This is a genomic window from Segatella salivae DSM 15606 (assembly GCF_000185845.1).
GTDB lineage: Bacteria > Bacteroidota > Bacteroidia > Bacteroidales > Bacteroidaceae > Prevotella > Prevotella salivae.
In genome coordinates this window covers 153,299-169,224 of the sequence record NZ_GL629647.1, presented here as the reverse complement: position 1 = coordinate 169,224, position 15,926 = coordinate 153,299, and the positions used below count along the sequence as shown (strand labels likewise).

The window sequence follows — 15,926 nt, the reverse complement described above, 5'->3', positions numbered from 1 at the left end:
AGCCGATTTGAATAAGGATGATTTAATGTATCTTATTCAAATGGCACATGAGTTCGAGCAACATCCAGACAGAGAATTATTAAAGGGAAAGGTTATTGCCACTCTTTTTTATGAACCATCGACTCGAACAAGACTTAGTTTTGAAACAGCAGCAAACCGACTCGGTGCAAGGGTGATTGGCTTTAGCGATGCAAAAGCTTCGAGTGTTTCAAAAGGAGAAACACTTAAAGACACCATCCTCATGGTGAGCAACTATGCAGACACCATTGTCATGAGGCACTACATTGAAGGAGCTGCACAATATGCGTCTGAAGTTGCCCCCGTTCCAATTGTCAATGCGGGAGATGGTGCACACATGCATCCCTCACAATGTTTGCTTGATCTCTACACCATCTATCAAACACAAGGCACTTTAGACAATTTGAATATCTATCTGGTGGGCGATCTTAAATATGGTCGTACAGTTCACTCGCTGATTATGGCCATGCGCCATTTCAATCCAACCTTCCATTTCATTGCACCAAAGGAACTTGCCATGCCGCAAGAATATAAACTCTATTGCAAGGAGAATGGAATCAAGTATGAAGAACATACTGAATTTACGGATGAAATCATTGCCGAAGCAGACATATTATATATGACTCGCGTTCAGAAAGAAAGATTTTCAGACTTAATGGAATACGAACATGTCAAGAATGTCTATATTCTAAAAGCAGAAATGCTGAAGCATGCCAAAGCGAATATGCGCATATTGCATCCACTTCCGAGAGTTAACGAAATTGCTTATGATGTGGATGATGACTCACATGCATATTATATACAACAAGCGCGCAATGGACTTTATGCACGCGAAGCTATCTTCTGTCACTGCTTAGGAATCTCGTTGGAAGATATTAAAAACGACAACACGATAATCAAATCTAAATTCTAAGATTATGGGAAAAAAGGAAATGCAAGTCTCTGCAATTGAAAATGGAACGGTTATTGACCACATCCCTGCAGAAAAAACCTATGAGGTTGTTGATTTGTTAGGCCTAAAAAACTCTTTAGCTCCTGTTACGATTGGTTATAATCTCCCATCAAAGAAGATAGGAAAGAAAGGAATTATCAAGATAACAAATCGCTTTTTTTCTCAAGAGGAAATCAGTCGATTGAGTGTTGTTGCCCCAAAAATCGTGCTTAATATCATCAAAGATTATGAGGTAGCCGAGAAAAAAACTGTTGAATTGCCAGAAGAGCTTCGAGGAATCGTAAAATGTAACAACCCCAAATGTATCACAAATAACGAACCGATGCAAACGGTTTTCAATGTAATTGACAAGGCACAAGGAATCCTCAAATGCAGATATTGCGATAAAGAACAAGATATCAATAACATCAAACTTTGTTAATGTATCTCGGAATGATACGGCTGCAGTCATAGTTAGCTTAAATAAACAGAATATATTATTGTCCATTAAAATATAATCCACAATGAAGAAAGACCAGCAACTCTTTGATTTAATTGCAAAAGAGCATCAACGCCAGCAGAAAGGAATAGAGCTTATTGCATCAGAAAACTTCGTAAGTGATGAAGTCATGGCTGCCATGGGGTCATGTTTAACAAACAAATATGCAGAAGGCTTGCCTGGAAAGCGTTATTATGGCGGCTGCCAGGTGGTTGACTTAATAGAAGATCTTGCCTGTGAAAGAGTGAAGAAACTTTTTGGAGCAGAGTTTGCGAATGTTCAACCCCATTCAGGAGCACAGGCAAATGCAGCAGTTCTATTAGCTGTTTTGAAACCAGGCGATACTTTCTTGGGACTGAATCTTGATCATGGTGGGCATCTTTCACATGGTAGCCATGTCAACACATCTGGTTTGTTATATCATCCCATTGGATATAATCTTAATAAAGAGACAGGACGGGTTGATTATGACGAGATGGAAGAACTCGCTCTCAAACATAAACCCAAATTAATCATCGGCGGTGGTTCGGCTTACAGTCGTGAATGGGATTATGCTCGTATGCGAAAAATCGCTGATGAAATAGGAGCCTTACTCATGATAGACATGGCGCATCCAGCGGGATTGATTGCAGCTGGCTTGCTCGACAATCCTTTGAAATATGCACATATCGTCACCAGCACTACGCATAAAACCCTTAGAGGACCACGAGGTGGAATCATCTTAATGGGAAAAGACTTTGATAATCCTTGGAAGCTTACAACCAAGAAGGGTGAGATCAAAAAGATGAGCACCCTACTCAATTCTGCCGTCTTCCCTGGCACGCAAGGAGGTCCGTTAGAACACGTGATAGCAGCAAAGGCTGTTGGCTTTGAAGAAAACCTTCAGGCTTCATGGAAAGAATATGCTTTACAAGTGAAAAAGAATGCTGCAACCTTGGCCAATGACTTAATACAACGTAATTTCAGCATTGTAAGCGGGGGAACTGATAACCATTCGATGCTGGTCGATCTCCGTTCTAAATACCCTGATTTGACAGGAAAGGTTGCAGAGAATGCTTTAGTTGCGGCCGATATTACAGTCAATAAGAATATGGTTCCATTTGATTCGCGCAGTGCTTTCCAGACATCAGGCATCCGACTTGGTACGGCAGCAATGACAACTCGCGGTGCAAAAGAAGACATGATGCATCTAATTGCAGAGTTGATTGAAGAGGTATTAAATTACCCTGAGGATGAACAAGTGATTAAACGAGTAAGAGAAAAGGTGAATGAAACAATGAAAGATTACCCACTTTTTGCGTACTAAACCTTGTTTGAACAGATAAAAGAAACCCAAAAGTATTTCTACTTTTGGGTTTCTTTTATCTTATTATAGTTTCAAATCAATCTATAATACCGGCATCCTTCCATGTACCAACAAGCACATCAACATCTTTTCGTGCCGTGTTCTCATCCACTTCATATTCATCGGTCAATAACTTTACTAAATCATCACACGTGAATTCTTTCCCTTGAATGTTCTCCCATAGATAAGCAGAAGTTTCATTCATGCTGATAATGTTACTGAAATCGATATTCGATTCGCCTTCTGCAACGATAATATATTCACCGCAAATGTTTCGAAGTTTAAATCCTTGTTTTGCTTTCATAATTAGTCAATACTCAATAAAATTAATAATCTATCATTACATTGGCCCCAAAAACCGAACCCAAACTCTTCTATAAAATCCAAGAAGATAGCGTCTGAGTGGGGACAATGCAAGCCAAATATGAGAATAAGTTCTCCACTTCCATCCCTCTATTCGTTCAAGTTTGTGACGACCTTTTCTATAGAAACCTATTACAGATGCTTTGATATCTGAAAGTGTACAATACTCATATCCTAAATTACCATCACCACGCAATGTGACATCATCATTCTTAATTGCAACAATCCGATGCAAGACATAAGCACCAGGATGTATCTCTGCCAAGACAGGGTCACCTATCTTAACCTTACCAGGCTTTGTCAACAACGCCATATCCCGTTCATCTTCTAAGAATGGACGCATACTAAAACCACGTAATGGCAATGTAACCGAATGTCCCTCCTCAAGCATTTTTATAACTTCAGGAATCAAAACACTATTTGCAAAAAGCTTTCTTACTTTATGGATATTGTTTGATGACATAACAATGCAGCATCTTGATTAGGTTTACAATGGAGTGTAAATACAGGAGTCGATGCTATAATCTCACCGACAATATTACAGATTGAATCAGAAATATCATTATCCCATCTCATGGAAGAGCACGAAGGAAGGACTGAAGCAAAGGCAGCTACGACAGGAAGACGTTCAATGCTATTCTCTGAAGCACGAGCTATGCGGGTGATAGCACCCAAACGAGCTTTCACCTTGCGATAGCATGGGGTCTTTCCACTCCATGGACTTCCATAAATATAAGATACTCCATCAATCATTCTTATGATAGGGTTATCATCATTCATTAGATCACACCCCTCAATATAACGCAACCAAAGGCTCACCTGTGTGCTTTTACCAGTTCCACTCTTTGCAATGAATGCGTAACCATAATCTTTTTCGCGCACAAGTGAAGCATGTATCAATACGGTTTGACAATTACTACCAGCAAACGCCATTATCAACATCAATGCATTGTTTAATCCAAAGCTCTGCATATTTACATTTCCATTCAAAGCACAACTGCAATTGCAAAATGCCTTATCAGTAATGACTAACGCACATGATTTTTTATTGATGTCTTTGATTACATACTGATAACCTCCATCAGGTAATTTATCAACTATAGTATCCCCATTTCCTGTATCGAATGTGCGGATATGGTGACGCTTTTCCTTATCAACAGCTCTTAAATCAGGATTCACGCACAAGCTAAAAAGAAGTCTATTATCTTCTACGGCATCACAAATAAAGGGCCGGAATGCAGGAAGAAGATTGAAAAGTGAGATATTCTCATCGTGATATTCAATCTTTATAAAATGCTCCGCAATTTCGAAATAATAACTCATAGCCTGAAGTACCTGATGTCAAAGATTAATTTAAAGGTTGGTGGAAGATAGTAAAACTAAAATTATTTCCGTTTACTTTTCTTCACTGGTGCCACAACCTGATTCTCATCTGGAATGACAGGTTGATACTTAAACTCATCCGTTGTAAGATATTTTACGTTATAAATTGGTTTCTTTGAGACCTTCTTACCAGGAATAATAGCATATCTGTCTCTCAATTTCTGGAATTTCTTTTCAACGGCATCACGTGTTGCAGCCCATAATGTAACGCATGTGGCATGTTCAAATCCTATTGATGCAAGATAATCCTTTAACTGATAAGAGTAACTATCGCGTCCATACAAGAACCCACTTCTATCAATAACAGCAGAATCTACCTCTTGAATATCGGTGAAATAAACTGTAGAATCATTGAATGAAGCGGCAAAACCATAAAGATATACCTTGTTATTTCCCGCAAAAGCAGTGGTGCACACAAAGAAAGTACACACTGCAACAAATAATGTTTTCAATCTCATTTACCTTTTAATTTTATTATTAATAACGCAAGAGTAAATAGTTTATTGTCCAAGATAGGCTTTTAAACTTTTATTCTTCGAGTTATTTCGTAACCTACGTATAGCCTTCTCTTTAATCTGTCGCACACGTTCTCGCGTTAAACCAAACTTATCTCCAATCTCCTCAAGCGTCATTTCTGCTTGATTAATTCCAAAGAATGCCTCTATAATATTACGTTCTCGTTCATTCAAAGATTTTAGAGCACTTGATATTTCATCACGTAAAGACTCCTGAACAAGTACATTATCCGCCATTTGTGCATTGGAATTTGGCAGTACATCTAAAAGACTGTTCTCCTCTCCCTCTGCAAAAGGTGCATCCACCGACACGTGTCTACCATTCGATTTGATAGCATCTGCTACCTTTTCTTCTGGTATATCAACCTTCGCAGCAATCTCTTCGATGGTTGGAAAATGCTCATTCTCCTGCTCAAGCTTATTGAGAACACGCTTTATTTTGTTAACAGAACCAACTTGATTTAATGGTAATCTAACAATACGACTCTGTTCGGCTATCGCCTGAAGAATGCTTTGTCGAATCCACCATACAGCATAAGAAATAAACTTAAACCCTCGAGTTTCGTCAAACTTCTCAGCTGCTTTTATCAATCCTAAATTGCCTTCATTGATTAAATCGGGCAAACTCAGTCCCTGATTCTGATATTGTTTGGCAACAGAAACTACAAAACGAAGATTTGCGCGCGTTAGTTTCTCTAATGCACGACGGTCACCACGCTTTATCTTCTGCGCCAACTCAACTTCTTCTTCAACAGAAATAAGGTCTTCATGACCTATCTCTTGCAGATATTTATCAAGCGAAGCACATTCACGATTGGTGATTGATTTTGTGATTTTCAGTTGCCTCATTAAGTGTTAAAAATCTTTCTCTTCGCAAAAATACAGTTTTTTTATATTCCATGCAAATTTTTTTTCGCTTTTATCTCTTAAAAAATGCTTTATATTTCAACTAAATAGGAACAAAAAAGATAATCAAAACATTTTCCATTATGATTTATACAGAAAATTTAAAAGACCTACATTGAAACACAAAACGACCTATTAACATGATTAAAACAAATGAAATGGAGTTGATAAATGAGCTTTCTAAGAAAAAATAACAACCAACTTTATAGAAGAAATACATGTAAATAAATCTTATGAATAATAACGTTCGTTTAATGAAACCAATAAATTTGAGAAATAAAGAAAATGAAGTTTATTAGACCATTCTAATTCAAGAAAAACAAGAAACAAGGGAATCGTCAAAACAAAATGTGCCAAATCAGTGAGTTATTTGAATCATTTTACACTGCAAAATGAATCAAACAACGACAGAATATGCATCATTTTACTCGATAAAAAACCATAGTATCAACTACTGCCCCACTTATCTAATATCATGAAGACCAAATAAGACTGCAAAAGGTCAATAGCCTTAGCAAACTAAAATACACCATTCTTTATATTGTTTTAACTTTGCTTTTTCTTTCTTTTTCCTTACCTTTGCAGCCAAAAAATAGGTTATTAGTTGTTATGCAGAATCAATTTTCACGCACACAATTACTGATTGGTAAGCCAGCCATGGACACTTTGTCTGGTGCGCGCGTTGCCGTTTTCGGTATAGGTGGAGTCGGTAGTTACGTAACCGAAGTGTTGGCACGTAGCGGTGTTGGTGAACTCGACATCTTTGATGATGATCGTGTCTGTCTAACCAATGTCAATAGACAACTTTATGCACTACTATCCACTGTAGGAAAACATAAAGTTGATGTTGCAGAAGAACGCATACACGATATTAATCGTCACTGTATCGTACATAAATATCAGATGTTTTACCTCCCCGAGAATGCCGATGCAATCGATTTAAAACAGTTTGATTATGTTGTAGATTGCATTGATACGGTTAGTGCAAAACTTGAACTTATTAAGCGATGTCACCGACTACATATCCCAATAATCTCTTGTATGGGAGCTGCAAACAAGTTAGATGCAACATCATTTAAGGTTGCTGACATCAATAAAACAAAGATGGATCCACTTGCAAAGGTAATAAGAAAGAAACTACGCAAGTTGAATATTCCACGCTTGAAAGTAGTTTATAGCGAAGAAGAGCCCATCAAACAGATTGATGACCCAAATATCAGTTGTAGATTTCATTGCATTTGTCCAGATAAAGACATGCGAAAATGTACAGACAGACGTGACATTCCAGCAAGCAATGCCTGGGTGCCTGCTGCAGCTGGACTGATTATTGGAGGTGAAGTGGTTAAAGATCTTGTCAAAAAAGCTAATACTCTACGCATCTATCCCGAAGAATTTGAAACCAATCCTTATGCCCAAACTGCAGCAGAAAAAGCTAAACATCATGAAGATAAATACAGAAAAATGATGGCAGAGAAAAGAAATGGTACATGGGTAGATGATAAAGTTGTGATGAAACTTCCCGAAGGATTTTAAGTTATCAGACTAAAATGAAAGTTTATCTATTCAATCCTGGTCACGATATAGCATTAGCAGCACATCAGAAATATGTCACACTGCCTCATGCTGCACGCCAATTACAAACCGACTTGGCTTTTCTTCCAGCTTTATGGGCTACAGAAGAAAGCTATATCCTTGTGGAAGATAAGAATCATGTGAAAGTACCTACCTATCTTAAGCAATATACTTCACATGTGAACTTTATTGGTTTCAATGACTTAGCGAATCATATTAAAGAAGATGTTGAATTTATTCCTTGGGGATGGGATTTAGCTTTACGCCAACAATTAATTGATAAAACACAAGGATTAATTGAAGATTTTCTTCCGTCAGAAAAGCAGTTAGAAGGTATTCGAAATATAAGTGGAAGAGGTTGGAGTGCACTACACCTCCTACCCCGCTTGACATCATCGGTTGACAAAACAATAGGTGAAGTTGAAATCTTTGATAACTACACTTCATTAACACAATATTTGCAACCGGAAGAAAATGGTTTAGCCTATCAATACGTATTAAAGGCCCCATGGAGCAGTAGTGGTCGTGGACTGAGATTTGTTGACATGAATCACGAAGGCATTTCAACCCATCTCAAAGGATGGATTAAGAATGTGATAGACAAACAGAAATATATCACAGCAGAGCCATATTATAGTAAGGTATGTGACTTTGGAATGGAGTTTTATGCACACAAAGATGGGACTATTGACTATCTTGGCTTATCAGTATTCAACACAACAAATGGTGCGTATACAGGTAATGTGTTGGCAGATGAGATTCAAAAAGAGAAAATATTATCAAGATATGTCTTGACAACATGCTTGAAAAATATCCGTGATATCATTAAAAACATCATGTCTTCTGCCCTCAAAGATGTCTATACTGGCCCCTTTGGAGTTGACATGATGATTCTTAACAATGGATATATACATCCATGTGTAGAACTGAACCTGCGCCAAACTATGGGACATGTGGCCTTAGCGCTAACGCAAAAGGTTGAAGTTCCACGTGTCATGCGCATGAGTTTTCAGGCAGGACACTATTCAATGCACATCAACTCACTACCCTCTTTATCGAAAGAACAATAGTGTTCGAAAACGCTATTCATGGTGATAAGGTTCACCTTTGATGATAGTACATGCACGATAAAGTTGTTCTGTGAAGATGAGACGAACCATTTGATGGCTAAATGTCATGCGTGACAATGAGAGTTTTTCATTTGCCCGTTGATACATTGCTGCTGAAAATCCATACGGACCACCTATTACGAAAACAAGACGGCGGGCAGTATGCTGTTCTTTTTGTAACCATTCAGCAAATTCAATAGAGCGAAACTCTTTACCATGCTCATCAAGCAGTACAACCGTGTCTGCAGGTTTAAGGCATGACAAGATTAACTCTCCCTCGCGTTCCTTTTGTTGTTCATTACTGAGTTTCTTCGTATTCTTCAACTCAGGGATAACCGTGATATCAAAAGGCATGTAATGTTCGATGCGTTCTCGATAATCGTTGATGCCTGCAATAAAATGTTTATTAATGGTTTTCCCCACTAAAATAAGAAGTGTTTTCATTTAACCTTATTCTTTTCTCTGCGAGGAAACCAACCTTTTTCAACTCTTTTCTTTTGCTCAAAAAGTTCACCAATCGACCAAAGGAATGAAGCGCCGAGCACACCGAATATAGATGACCAAATGATATGTGAGATACACATTGAACAAAGCACACAGACGATGCCCGAAATAAGGAATAGAATCCATGGTTTTGTACCAAAATAATATTCTGTTTTAATGACAATAGGATGAAATAAGCCTATTATCATGAATGTAGAAATTGCAATTATTATACCAGTGAAATACATAATGTTATAGCTTTTAGGTCGCTAAGTTACAAAAAAATTATATATTAATCGATGTTTTTTAATTGAAAATGTGTAACTTTGCGTGAGAACAATTTATAAAATAATTCATACTTTAAGACTATGGCAAATAACACAGAACTAATTTCACAGTGTGAAGCAAAAGCCAAACAATGGTTATCACCGGCCTTTGACGAAGAGACCAGAAAAGAAGTTGAAGCAAAATTAAAGGCAGAAGACAAAACAGAATTGGTTGAAAGCTTTTATAAAGATCTTGAATTTGGTACAGGTGGTCTCCGCGGTATAATGGGAGCAGGTTCTAACCGCATGAATATCTACACGGTTGGAATGGCAACTCAGGGCTTCGCTAACTATCTAAAGAAGAACTTCGAAGGTAAGAAAGACATAGCAGTTGTTGTTTGTCATGACTGCAGAAACAACAGTCGGAAGTTTGCAGAGACGGTTGCTAATATCTTTTCTGCTAATGGAATAAAGGCTTATTTGTTTGATGATATGCGCCCAACTCCTGAATGTTCTTATGCCATTCGACACTTACATTGTCAAGCCGGCGTAAATATCACCGCCAGCCACAACCCAAAAGAGTATAATGGTTATAAGGCTTATTGGGAAGATGGAGCACAAGTACTTGCGCCTCATGACACAGGTATCATTGACGAGGTTAACAAAGTAAAGGTTGAAGACGTAAAATTCAAGGGCAATCCTTCATTGATTCAGAGCATTGGAAAAGATATTGATGAACCTTATTTGAAAGAAATCCACACACTAAGTATAGATCCTGAAGTCATCAAACGTCATCATGACTTGAAAATTGTCTATACACCTTTGCATGGAACTGGCATGATGGCAATCCCACAAAGCCTCAAACTATGGGGATTTGACAATGTACATTGCGTCAAAGAACAAATGCAAAGAAGTGGTGATTTCCCAACCGTTGTTAGTCCAAACCCAGAAAACGGCGAAGCATTAGCTTTGGCGATACGTGATGCAAAGGCTTTGGATGCAGATATTGTAATGGCATCTGACCCAGACGCAGATCGTGTAGGAATGGCTTGTAAGAATGACAAGGGCGAATGGGTTTTGATTAATGGTAACCAAACTTGTTTGATTTTCCTTTATTACATCATTACGAATCGTCAGGCGAAAGGTTTGCTAAAACCAACTGATTTCATTGTTAAGACCATCGTTACAACCGAAGTTATTAAAAAGGTTGCCGACAAAGCAGGAATAGAAATGCGTGACTGCTATACAGGATTCAAGTGGATTGCACGTGAAATTCGACTCTCTGAAGGAAAGCAGAAATATATTGGTGGCGGCGAAGAAAGCTATGGTTTCCTTGCAGAAGATTTTGTTCGAGATAAAGATTCCGTTTCAGCTATTAGCCTTTTGGCAGAGATTTGCGCTTGGGCAAAAGATAAAGGAAAGACCCTCTACGATGTCCTCATGGATATATATCTGGAATATGGATTCTCAAAAGAGTTCACTGTAAACGTTGTTCGACCAGGAAAGACAGGAGCTGAAGAGATTAAACAGATGATGACAAACTTCAGAAATAATCCTCCTAAAGACCTTGGTGGTAGTAAAGTTGTATTGTGGAAAGACTATCAAACACTTGAAACAACTCATGAAGATGGTTCGAAGACAAAGCTCGACATGCCTGCAACAAGTAATGTTCTGCAATGGTTCTGCAACGATGGAACTAAAGTTAGTGTAAGACCTTCAGGCACAGAACCGAAAATTAAGTTCTATCTTGAAGTGAAAGGTGACATCAAGAAGGCTTCTGAATATGCTGCTCTTGAACTACAAGGAATGGAGAAAATCAACGCAATAAAAAAGAGTTTAGGACTTGACAAAGATTAAAATGAGTAAGTTAATAATTAATTCATACGAAGAGTTTGCATCACATTTAGGCCAACATTTAGGCGTTTCAGAATGGCTTAAAGTTGATCAGAAACGTATTAATGACTTTGCTGATGCAACATTAGACCATCAATGGATTCATATTGATGAAGAACGTGCAAAGAAAGAAAGCCCATATAAGAGTACTATTGCACATGGTTATTTGACATTGTCATTGCTTCCCTACATGTGGAATCAAATCATTGAGGTAAACAATCTCAAGATGATGGTCAACTATGGCATGGATAAAATGCGCTTTGGTAAACCTGTTCTCACAGGGAATAGTGTCAGATTATCAACAACGCTCAATCAAATTGAGAACCTAAGAGGTATCTGCAAAGTACAAATCGGATTCAAAATTGAAATAGAAAACGAGAAAAAGCCTGCCCTTGAAGGCGAAGCTACCTTCCTTTACTATTTCAAATAAGTAATTAAAAGAAATGGAGAAAGCCAACACTTTCTCCATTTTTCTTTATCTATCATTATATAATATCTACTCAACAAAAACATTTAGGAAACTCATTCCTATATAAATGCTTTATAAAAGCTATCTAAACGAGAGATGTTTTGATGCAAATGACCGCGTAATTACAATAGTTTTAGACGCTTAAACTCCTCAAAGAGTGGTAAGGCAATTGCCTTTGCATCAGGATGAGGGGCTCCCGTCGTACCTAAAGCGCGCAAATCAAAGAAATGTTTCCAATCGCTTACTAACGCAGTATGTACTAATTCTGTATTCGTATCTAATGGCAATACAACACGAGCTTCTTGAGGTTTCTTTCCCTTTGAAATCAAATTCATATATGAAAATTCACAGGCAAGGTTAGCAAAAAGCCACAAATCAAACGCACTCCACTGCTCTTGGGGCTTTGAATCAATAATGTCTGCACAATATTTCGTTAGAGATTCAGCATTAGCAGCGTCTTCCTTTTCACTAAAATCACTCTCTTTCATTACCCAGTCAGGAAGATTCACAGCAATCTCTCCACCAAACTTTTCTTTGCTATAATTGCAATAGCGTGTTGATTGCTCAGCCATAGAGTTGGCACGATGCCTGTTAAACTCACGCGTAACACCAACTTGAGTGGTGAAATGAACAGTAATACGAAGCTCATGTAGGGGAAGAGGGTCGCACACAAACTGCAAATCATCCAACCATTTGTTTTCAGCGAGCACCCTCAGATTAGTAGTTATATATGCCACTCCATCTTTCAGATTCATATGCGAAAATCGATTGTTAGCATAGCGATTAATGAGCGACTCCGAATTTGATTTCAAATATACCGTACCATGTTCAAGCATCGCCGTATGATCGGATGCTATCATCTTTTCAACAAATGGTTTTGCAGAATCTTCAGAGGCATTCTTCTCACTCTTGTAACAAACTCTTCCGGCTCGTTCTATTTGCTTATAAATGCCATTAAGTCCCTTTTCTTGAGCCCATATTTCATAGGATGGATGGATTATCTTCATATCTTTAATATTATATTTATCATTACTCCAATCGGATTATTATTTTACTTTATCATAGAACTCTTTCAAAGCCACTCTTGAAACTCCGAGCTTTTCAAGACTTCGTAAATCTTCTAAAGCTTCTTCTTTCTTCTTTAATTGTATTCTAACGAATGCCCGTGAAAGAAGATAATCTTGTTCATTAGGGCATCGCTTTATAGCTTCTGAGTAGTCAAACTCAGCCAAACTATACATCTTTCGTTCTCGCTCCATGTTGGCTCTTGCAGCATAAGCCACGGCACTATCTGGATATTGATTGATTAAACGATTTATACCATCAAATGCCTCCGTATAATGTTTATCCTTTTCATTCAGTAACGCCAGCCCCAATTGCGCTTCAAAATTACCAGGCACTATATATAATAGGTGCTCATAATCTTGTCTTGCAAAGTTATATCGCGACAATTTCTCATTCACATACGCACGAAAGTAAAGTGCTGTTGGATTGTTTTCATCCTTCGCCAATACTCTATCGTATTCCTCCTTAGCATACTCCCATTCATGCAGACGAACGTTCCATGAAGCTTTTTGCAGTCGCAATGCAACACTTTCCGGATGGAAAGCCAAAGAATCGGATGCTGCTTTTAGGCTATCACGCATTGCATTTGAATTCTGCGCCACAGCGATTCCCGTTGAAATCATCCACATCAAAGCCAAGGTGAGACATCTATTCATAAATATCATCAATTTGGAAATCATCATCTTCTTTATCTTGTTTCCCACAAGGATTAAAGCCTTCAGGCAACCCAAACGTAGCTTTACTGCTATAACCCAATGAAGAATCACGATAAATCTTCTTCATATAATACGCCCAAATCGGCAATGCCATCGTTGCACCCTGCCCCATTGACATGTTATCGAAATGGATATCGCGATCTTCTCCGCCTACCCAAATACCAGTAACTAATTGAGGAGTAAAACCTATGAACCAAGCATCACTATTATTATTCGTTGTACCTGTCTTACCACAGATTTGTCCTTCCATGTGATATTTATAGCGGAGTCGACTTGCTGTTCCACCATCAACAACGCCTTGTAACAAGACAAGCATCTTGTTTGCACTCTCGGCACTAATCACTTCATTCATACGCGGCTGGAATGTTGCAATCACATTTCCCTCGTTATCCTCAATCTTGCTAACAAACATTGGTGCTGTTCGTATTCCATGATTGGCAAATGCAGAATAGGCACTTACCATTTCAGCCACACTCACGTCGCACGGACCGAGACAAAGTGACATTGAAGGATGAATGTCAGGATTGTTGATGCCAAATTCATGAAGTGTTGATACAAACTGCTGAGGGTTCAACTTGCTCATCAAATAGGCTGAAATCCAGTTATTACTATTTGCCAAGCCCCACTGAAGCGTCACCATCTGCCCATAGCGTGCATGCGAACCATTACGCGGAGTCCATGGTCTGCCTGCTACCATATAGGTTTTTTGTACATTAGGCGCCATGTCACATGGAGAAAAACCATTTTCCATGGCAAGTGCATACAAGAATGGTTTAATCGTAGAACCAACCTGTCGGCGACCTCCCGTAACCATATCATACATGAAATGTGTGTAATCCAAACCTCCCACATAGGCTTTCACTGCGCCCGTTTTGGGGTCCATGCTCATAAAGCCGGCGCGCAAGAAACTCTTATAGTATTTGATTGAGTCCATTGGAGTCATCACCGTGTCAATGTCACCATGATAGGTGAAAATGGTCATCTCAACCGGACGATGAAAGGCAGCGCGAATCTCTTGCTCACTTGCACCTTGAGCTTTCATATTACGATAGCGCTCACTCTGATACATATTTCGATTCAAAATCGAACGCAACTGAGCCAAAGTCAACGAAGATGTAAACGGAGCATTCTTCTTACTTCGATTAGCCTTATTAAAGGCTGGCTGCAAGAATTTTGTCACATGACCATATACCGATTCTTCTGCAAATTGTTGCATGTGGCTGTCGATTGTCGTTGTAATCTTCAAACCATCGGTGTAAATATTATAAGGCGTACCATCTTTCTTGAAATTCTTGTTACACCAACCATACAAGGGGTCACTAACCCAGGCTATCGAGTCCAAAGTATATTGCACCTTATTCCAAGATGGATAGTTCGACCTATCAGGCTTTTCGGCCATCATATACTGACGAAGGAACTCTCTGAAATATGTTGCCTCTCCATCCTTATGATCAATTCGACGAAAGTTTAAAGCAATTGGCTTAGCACAATACTCATCATATTGTGACCTCGACAAATAACCAGCTTTCAACATCTGACCTAAAACGACATTCCGACGATTACGCGCGCGCTCTGGGAATCTCACAGGATTAAAAAGTGACGGATTCTTACAAAGACCTATAAGCATAGCCGACTCGTCAACATCCAAATCCTTAGCTTCCTTATTAAAATAAGTATTTGCTGCCGTCTTAATACCTACCGCATTATGCAAGAAATCAAAATAATTCAAATACAAAGCGATAATCTCTTCCTTTGTATAATTACGTTCAAGTTTCACAGCTATCACCCACTCTATGGGCTTCTGTAACATTCGTTCCAACGTATTGTGCACCTGCGCAGAATACAATTGTTTCGCAAGCTGCTGAGTGATGGTCGAACCGCCACCTGCTGAAGCCTGGCCCAGCATTCCTCTCTTGACAATGGCACGCCCCAAAGCAATAAAATCAATTCCGCTATGCTCATAAAAACGTTCATCTTCTGTTGCCACCAAAGCATCAACCAAATGTTTTGAGATGCGGCTATAAGGAATGATAATTCTGTTTTCTTTATTGAGATTGTATGTACCAATCACCCTTCCATCCGAAGAATAAACCTGTGATGCAAACCTATTAATAGGATTTTGCAAATCTTCTACAGGAGGCATATAACCAATCCAACCATTCCAAATGGCTGTAAAGGCAAGCGCTGCTCCGCACACCAATATAATCAATGTCCCCCATAGAAAGTGAACAAAAGCTTTTCTCATCGTGATATCTTTTTAACTAAGAAACTTTGAAACTTAAAAATCAGTAGCTATCCACCGATTAACCATCACAAAGGTAATGTTATATCGGGAGAAAAAAGAATTTAAAACAAAGTTTTTCATGCCGCTAAGGAGTACCACAAGTCCACAA

17 protein-coding genes are annotated in these 15,926 nt (G+C 38.6%); 7 read left to right on the top strand and 10 right to left on the bottom strand.

Going from position 1 to position 15,926, the window contains the following annotated elements:
- From pyrB to glyA, 3 genes are all read left to right on the top strand, one after another.
- On the top strand, nucleotides 1-931 hold a 931-nt coding region (gene pyrB, locus HMPREF9420_RS00785; protein ID WP_147625691.1), incomplete at its 5' end, for an aspartate carbamoyltransferase.
- 4 nt (nucleotides 932-935) lie between these two features.
- Nucleotides 936-1,391: an aspartate carbamoyltransferase regulatory subunit gene (pyrI, locus tag HMPREF9420_RS00780; protein ID WP_007133465.1), complete on the top strand. Its 456-nt coding sequence runs from the start codon at nucleotides 936-938 to the stop codon at nucleotides 1,389-1,391.
- 82 nt (nucleotides 1,392-1,473) lie between these two features.
- Nucleotides 1,474-2,754, top strand: coding sequence for a serine hydroxymethyltransferase (gene glyA, locus HMPREF9420_RS00775; protein ID WP_007133464.1), 1,281 nt, complete (start codon nucleotides 1,474-1,476; stop codon nucleotides 2,752-2,754).
- Between the two features lie 76 nt (nucleotides 2,755-2,830).
- Here the strand turns inward: glyA and HMPREF9420_RS00770 are convergent, their stop codons facing one another.
- The 5 genes from HMPREF9420_RS00770 to HMPREF9420_RS00750 form a co-directional block, all read right to left on the bottom strand.
- Nucleotides 2,831-3,097, bottom strand: a complete 267-nt coding sequence (locus HMPREF9420_RS00770; protein WP_007133463.1) for a PqqD family protein — start codon at nucleotides 3,095-3,097, stop codon at nucleotides 2,831-2,833.
- A 36-nt stretch (nucleotides 3,098-3,133) separates the two neighbouring features.
- Nucleotides 3,134-3,619, bottom strand: a complete 486-nt coding sequence (locus HMPREF9420_RS00765) for a hypothetical protein (protein WP_007133462.1) — start codon at nucleotides 3,617-3,619, stop codon at nucleotides 3,134-3,136.
- Nucleotides 3,592-4,479: a hypothetical protein gene (locus HMPREF9420_RS00760; RefSeq protein ID WP_007133461.1), complete on the bottom strand. Its 888-nt coding sequence runs from the start codon at nucleotides 4,477-4,479 to the stop codon at nucleotides 3,592-3,594. The genes HMPREF9420_RS00765 and HMPREF9420_RS00760 overlap by 28 nt, the downstream gene beginning before the upstream one ends.
- A 62-nt stretch (nucleotides 4,480-4,541) precedes the next feature.
- Nucleotides 4,542-4,997: a hypothetical protein gene (locus HMPREF9420_RS00755; protein WP_007133460.1), complete on the bottom strand. Its 456-nt coding sequence runs from the start codon at nucleotides 4,995-4,997 to the stop codon at nucleotides 4,542-4,544.
- A 42-nt stretch (nucleotides 4,998-5,039) separates the two neighbouring features.
- On the bottom strand, nucleotides 5,040-5,903 hold the full coding sequence (locus HMPREF9420_RS00750; RefSeq protein ID WP_007133459.1) for a sigma-70 family RNA polymerase sigma factor: 864 nt from the start codon (nucleotides 5,901-5,903) through the stop codon (nucleotides 5,040-5,042).
- 666 nt (nucleotides 5,904-6,569) lie between these two features.
- Between HMPREF9420_RS00750 and HMPREF9420_RS00745 the strand changes: the two genes are divergently transcribed.
- A complete protein-coding gene (locus HMPREF9420_RS00745) occupies nucleotides 6,570-7,493 on the top strand; it encodes a tRNA threonylcarbamoyladenosine dehydratase (RefSeq protein WP_007133457.1) in 924 nt (307 codons plus the stop codon).
- A 14-nt stretch (nucleotides 7,494-7,507) separates the two neighbouring features.
- Entirely contained in the window at nucleotides 7,508-8,602 is a 1,095-nt protein-coding gene (locus HMPREF9420_RS00740; protein WP_007133456.1) for a hypothetical protein, read from the top strand.
- A 12-nt stretch (nucleotides 8,603-8,614) separates the two neighbouring features.
- On the opposite strand, the gene rlmH is transcribed toward HMPREF9420_RS00740, so the two are convergent.
- The gene (gene rlmH, locus HMPREF9420_RS00735) at nucleotides 8,615-9,085 is read right to left on the bottom strand and encodes a 23S rRNA (pseudouridine(1915)-N(3))-methyltransferase RlmH (protein ID WP_007133455.1); all 471 of its coding nucleotides are present in this window, start codon (nucleotides 9,083-9,085) and stop codon (nucleotides 8,615-8,617) included.
- Entirely contained in the window at nucleotides 9,082-9,372 is a 291-nt protein-coding gene (locus HMPREF9420_RS00730; RefSeq protein ID WP_007133454.1) for a DUF4491 family protein, read from the bottom strand. The genes rlmH and HMPREF9420_RS00730 overlap by 4 nt, the downstream gene beginning before the upstream one ends.
- 120 nt (nucleotides 9,373-9,492) lie before the next feature.
- Here HMPREF9420_RS00730 and HMPREF9420_RS00725 point away from each other — a divergent pair, with 120 nt between their 5' ends.
- Nucleotides 9,493-11,247, top strand: a complete 1,755-nt coding sequence (locus HMPREF9420_RS00725; protein WP_007133453.1) for a phospho-sugar mutase — start codon at nucleotides 9,493-9,495, stop codon at nucleotides 11,245-11,247.
- A 1-nt stretch (nucleotide 11,248) separates the two neighbouring features.
- Nucleotides 11,249-11,713: a MaoC family dehydratase gene (locus HMPREF9420_RS00720; RefSeq protein ID WP_044078642.1), complete on the top strand. Its 465-nt coding sequence runs from the start codon at nucleotides 11,249-11,251 to the stop codon at nucleotides 11,711-11,713.
- Between the two features lie 161 nt (nucleotides 11,714-11,874).
- Here HMPREF9420_RS00720 and HMPREF9420_RS00715 read toward each other — a convergent pair whose 3' ends face one another.
- The 3 genes from HMPREF9420_RS00715 to HMPREF9420_RS00705 are packed head-to-tail and all read right to left on the bottom strand — an operon-like array spanning nucleotide 11,875 to nucleotide 15,778.
- The gene (locus HMPREF9420_RS00715) at nucleotides 11,875-12,759 is read right to left on the bottom strand and encodes an FAD-dependent thymidylate synthase (RefSeq protein ID WP_007133451.1); all 885 of its coding nucleotides are present in this window, start codon (nucleotides 12,757-12,759) and stop codon (nucleotides 11,875-11,877) included.
- Between the two features lie 39 nt (nucleotides 12,760-12,798).
- A complete protein-coding gene (locus tag HMPREF9420_RS00710) occupies nucleotides 12,799-13,473 on the bottom strand; it encodes a tetratricopeptide repeat protein (RefSeq protein WP_044079001.1) in 675 nt (224 codons plus the stop codon).
- Nucleotides 13,466-15,778, bottom strand: coding sequence for a transglycosylase domain-containing protein (locus tag HMPREF9420_RS00705; RefSeq protein WP_007133449.1), 2,313 nt, complete (start codon nucleotides 15,776-15,778; stop codon nucleotides 13,466-13,468). The genes HMPREF9420_RS00710 and HMPREF9420_RS00705 overlap by 8 nt, the downstream gene beginning before the upstream one ends.
- Between the last annotated feature and the right edge of the window lie 148 nt (nucleotides 15,779-15,926).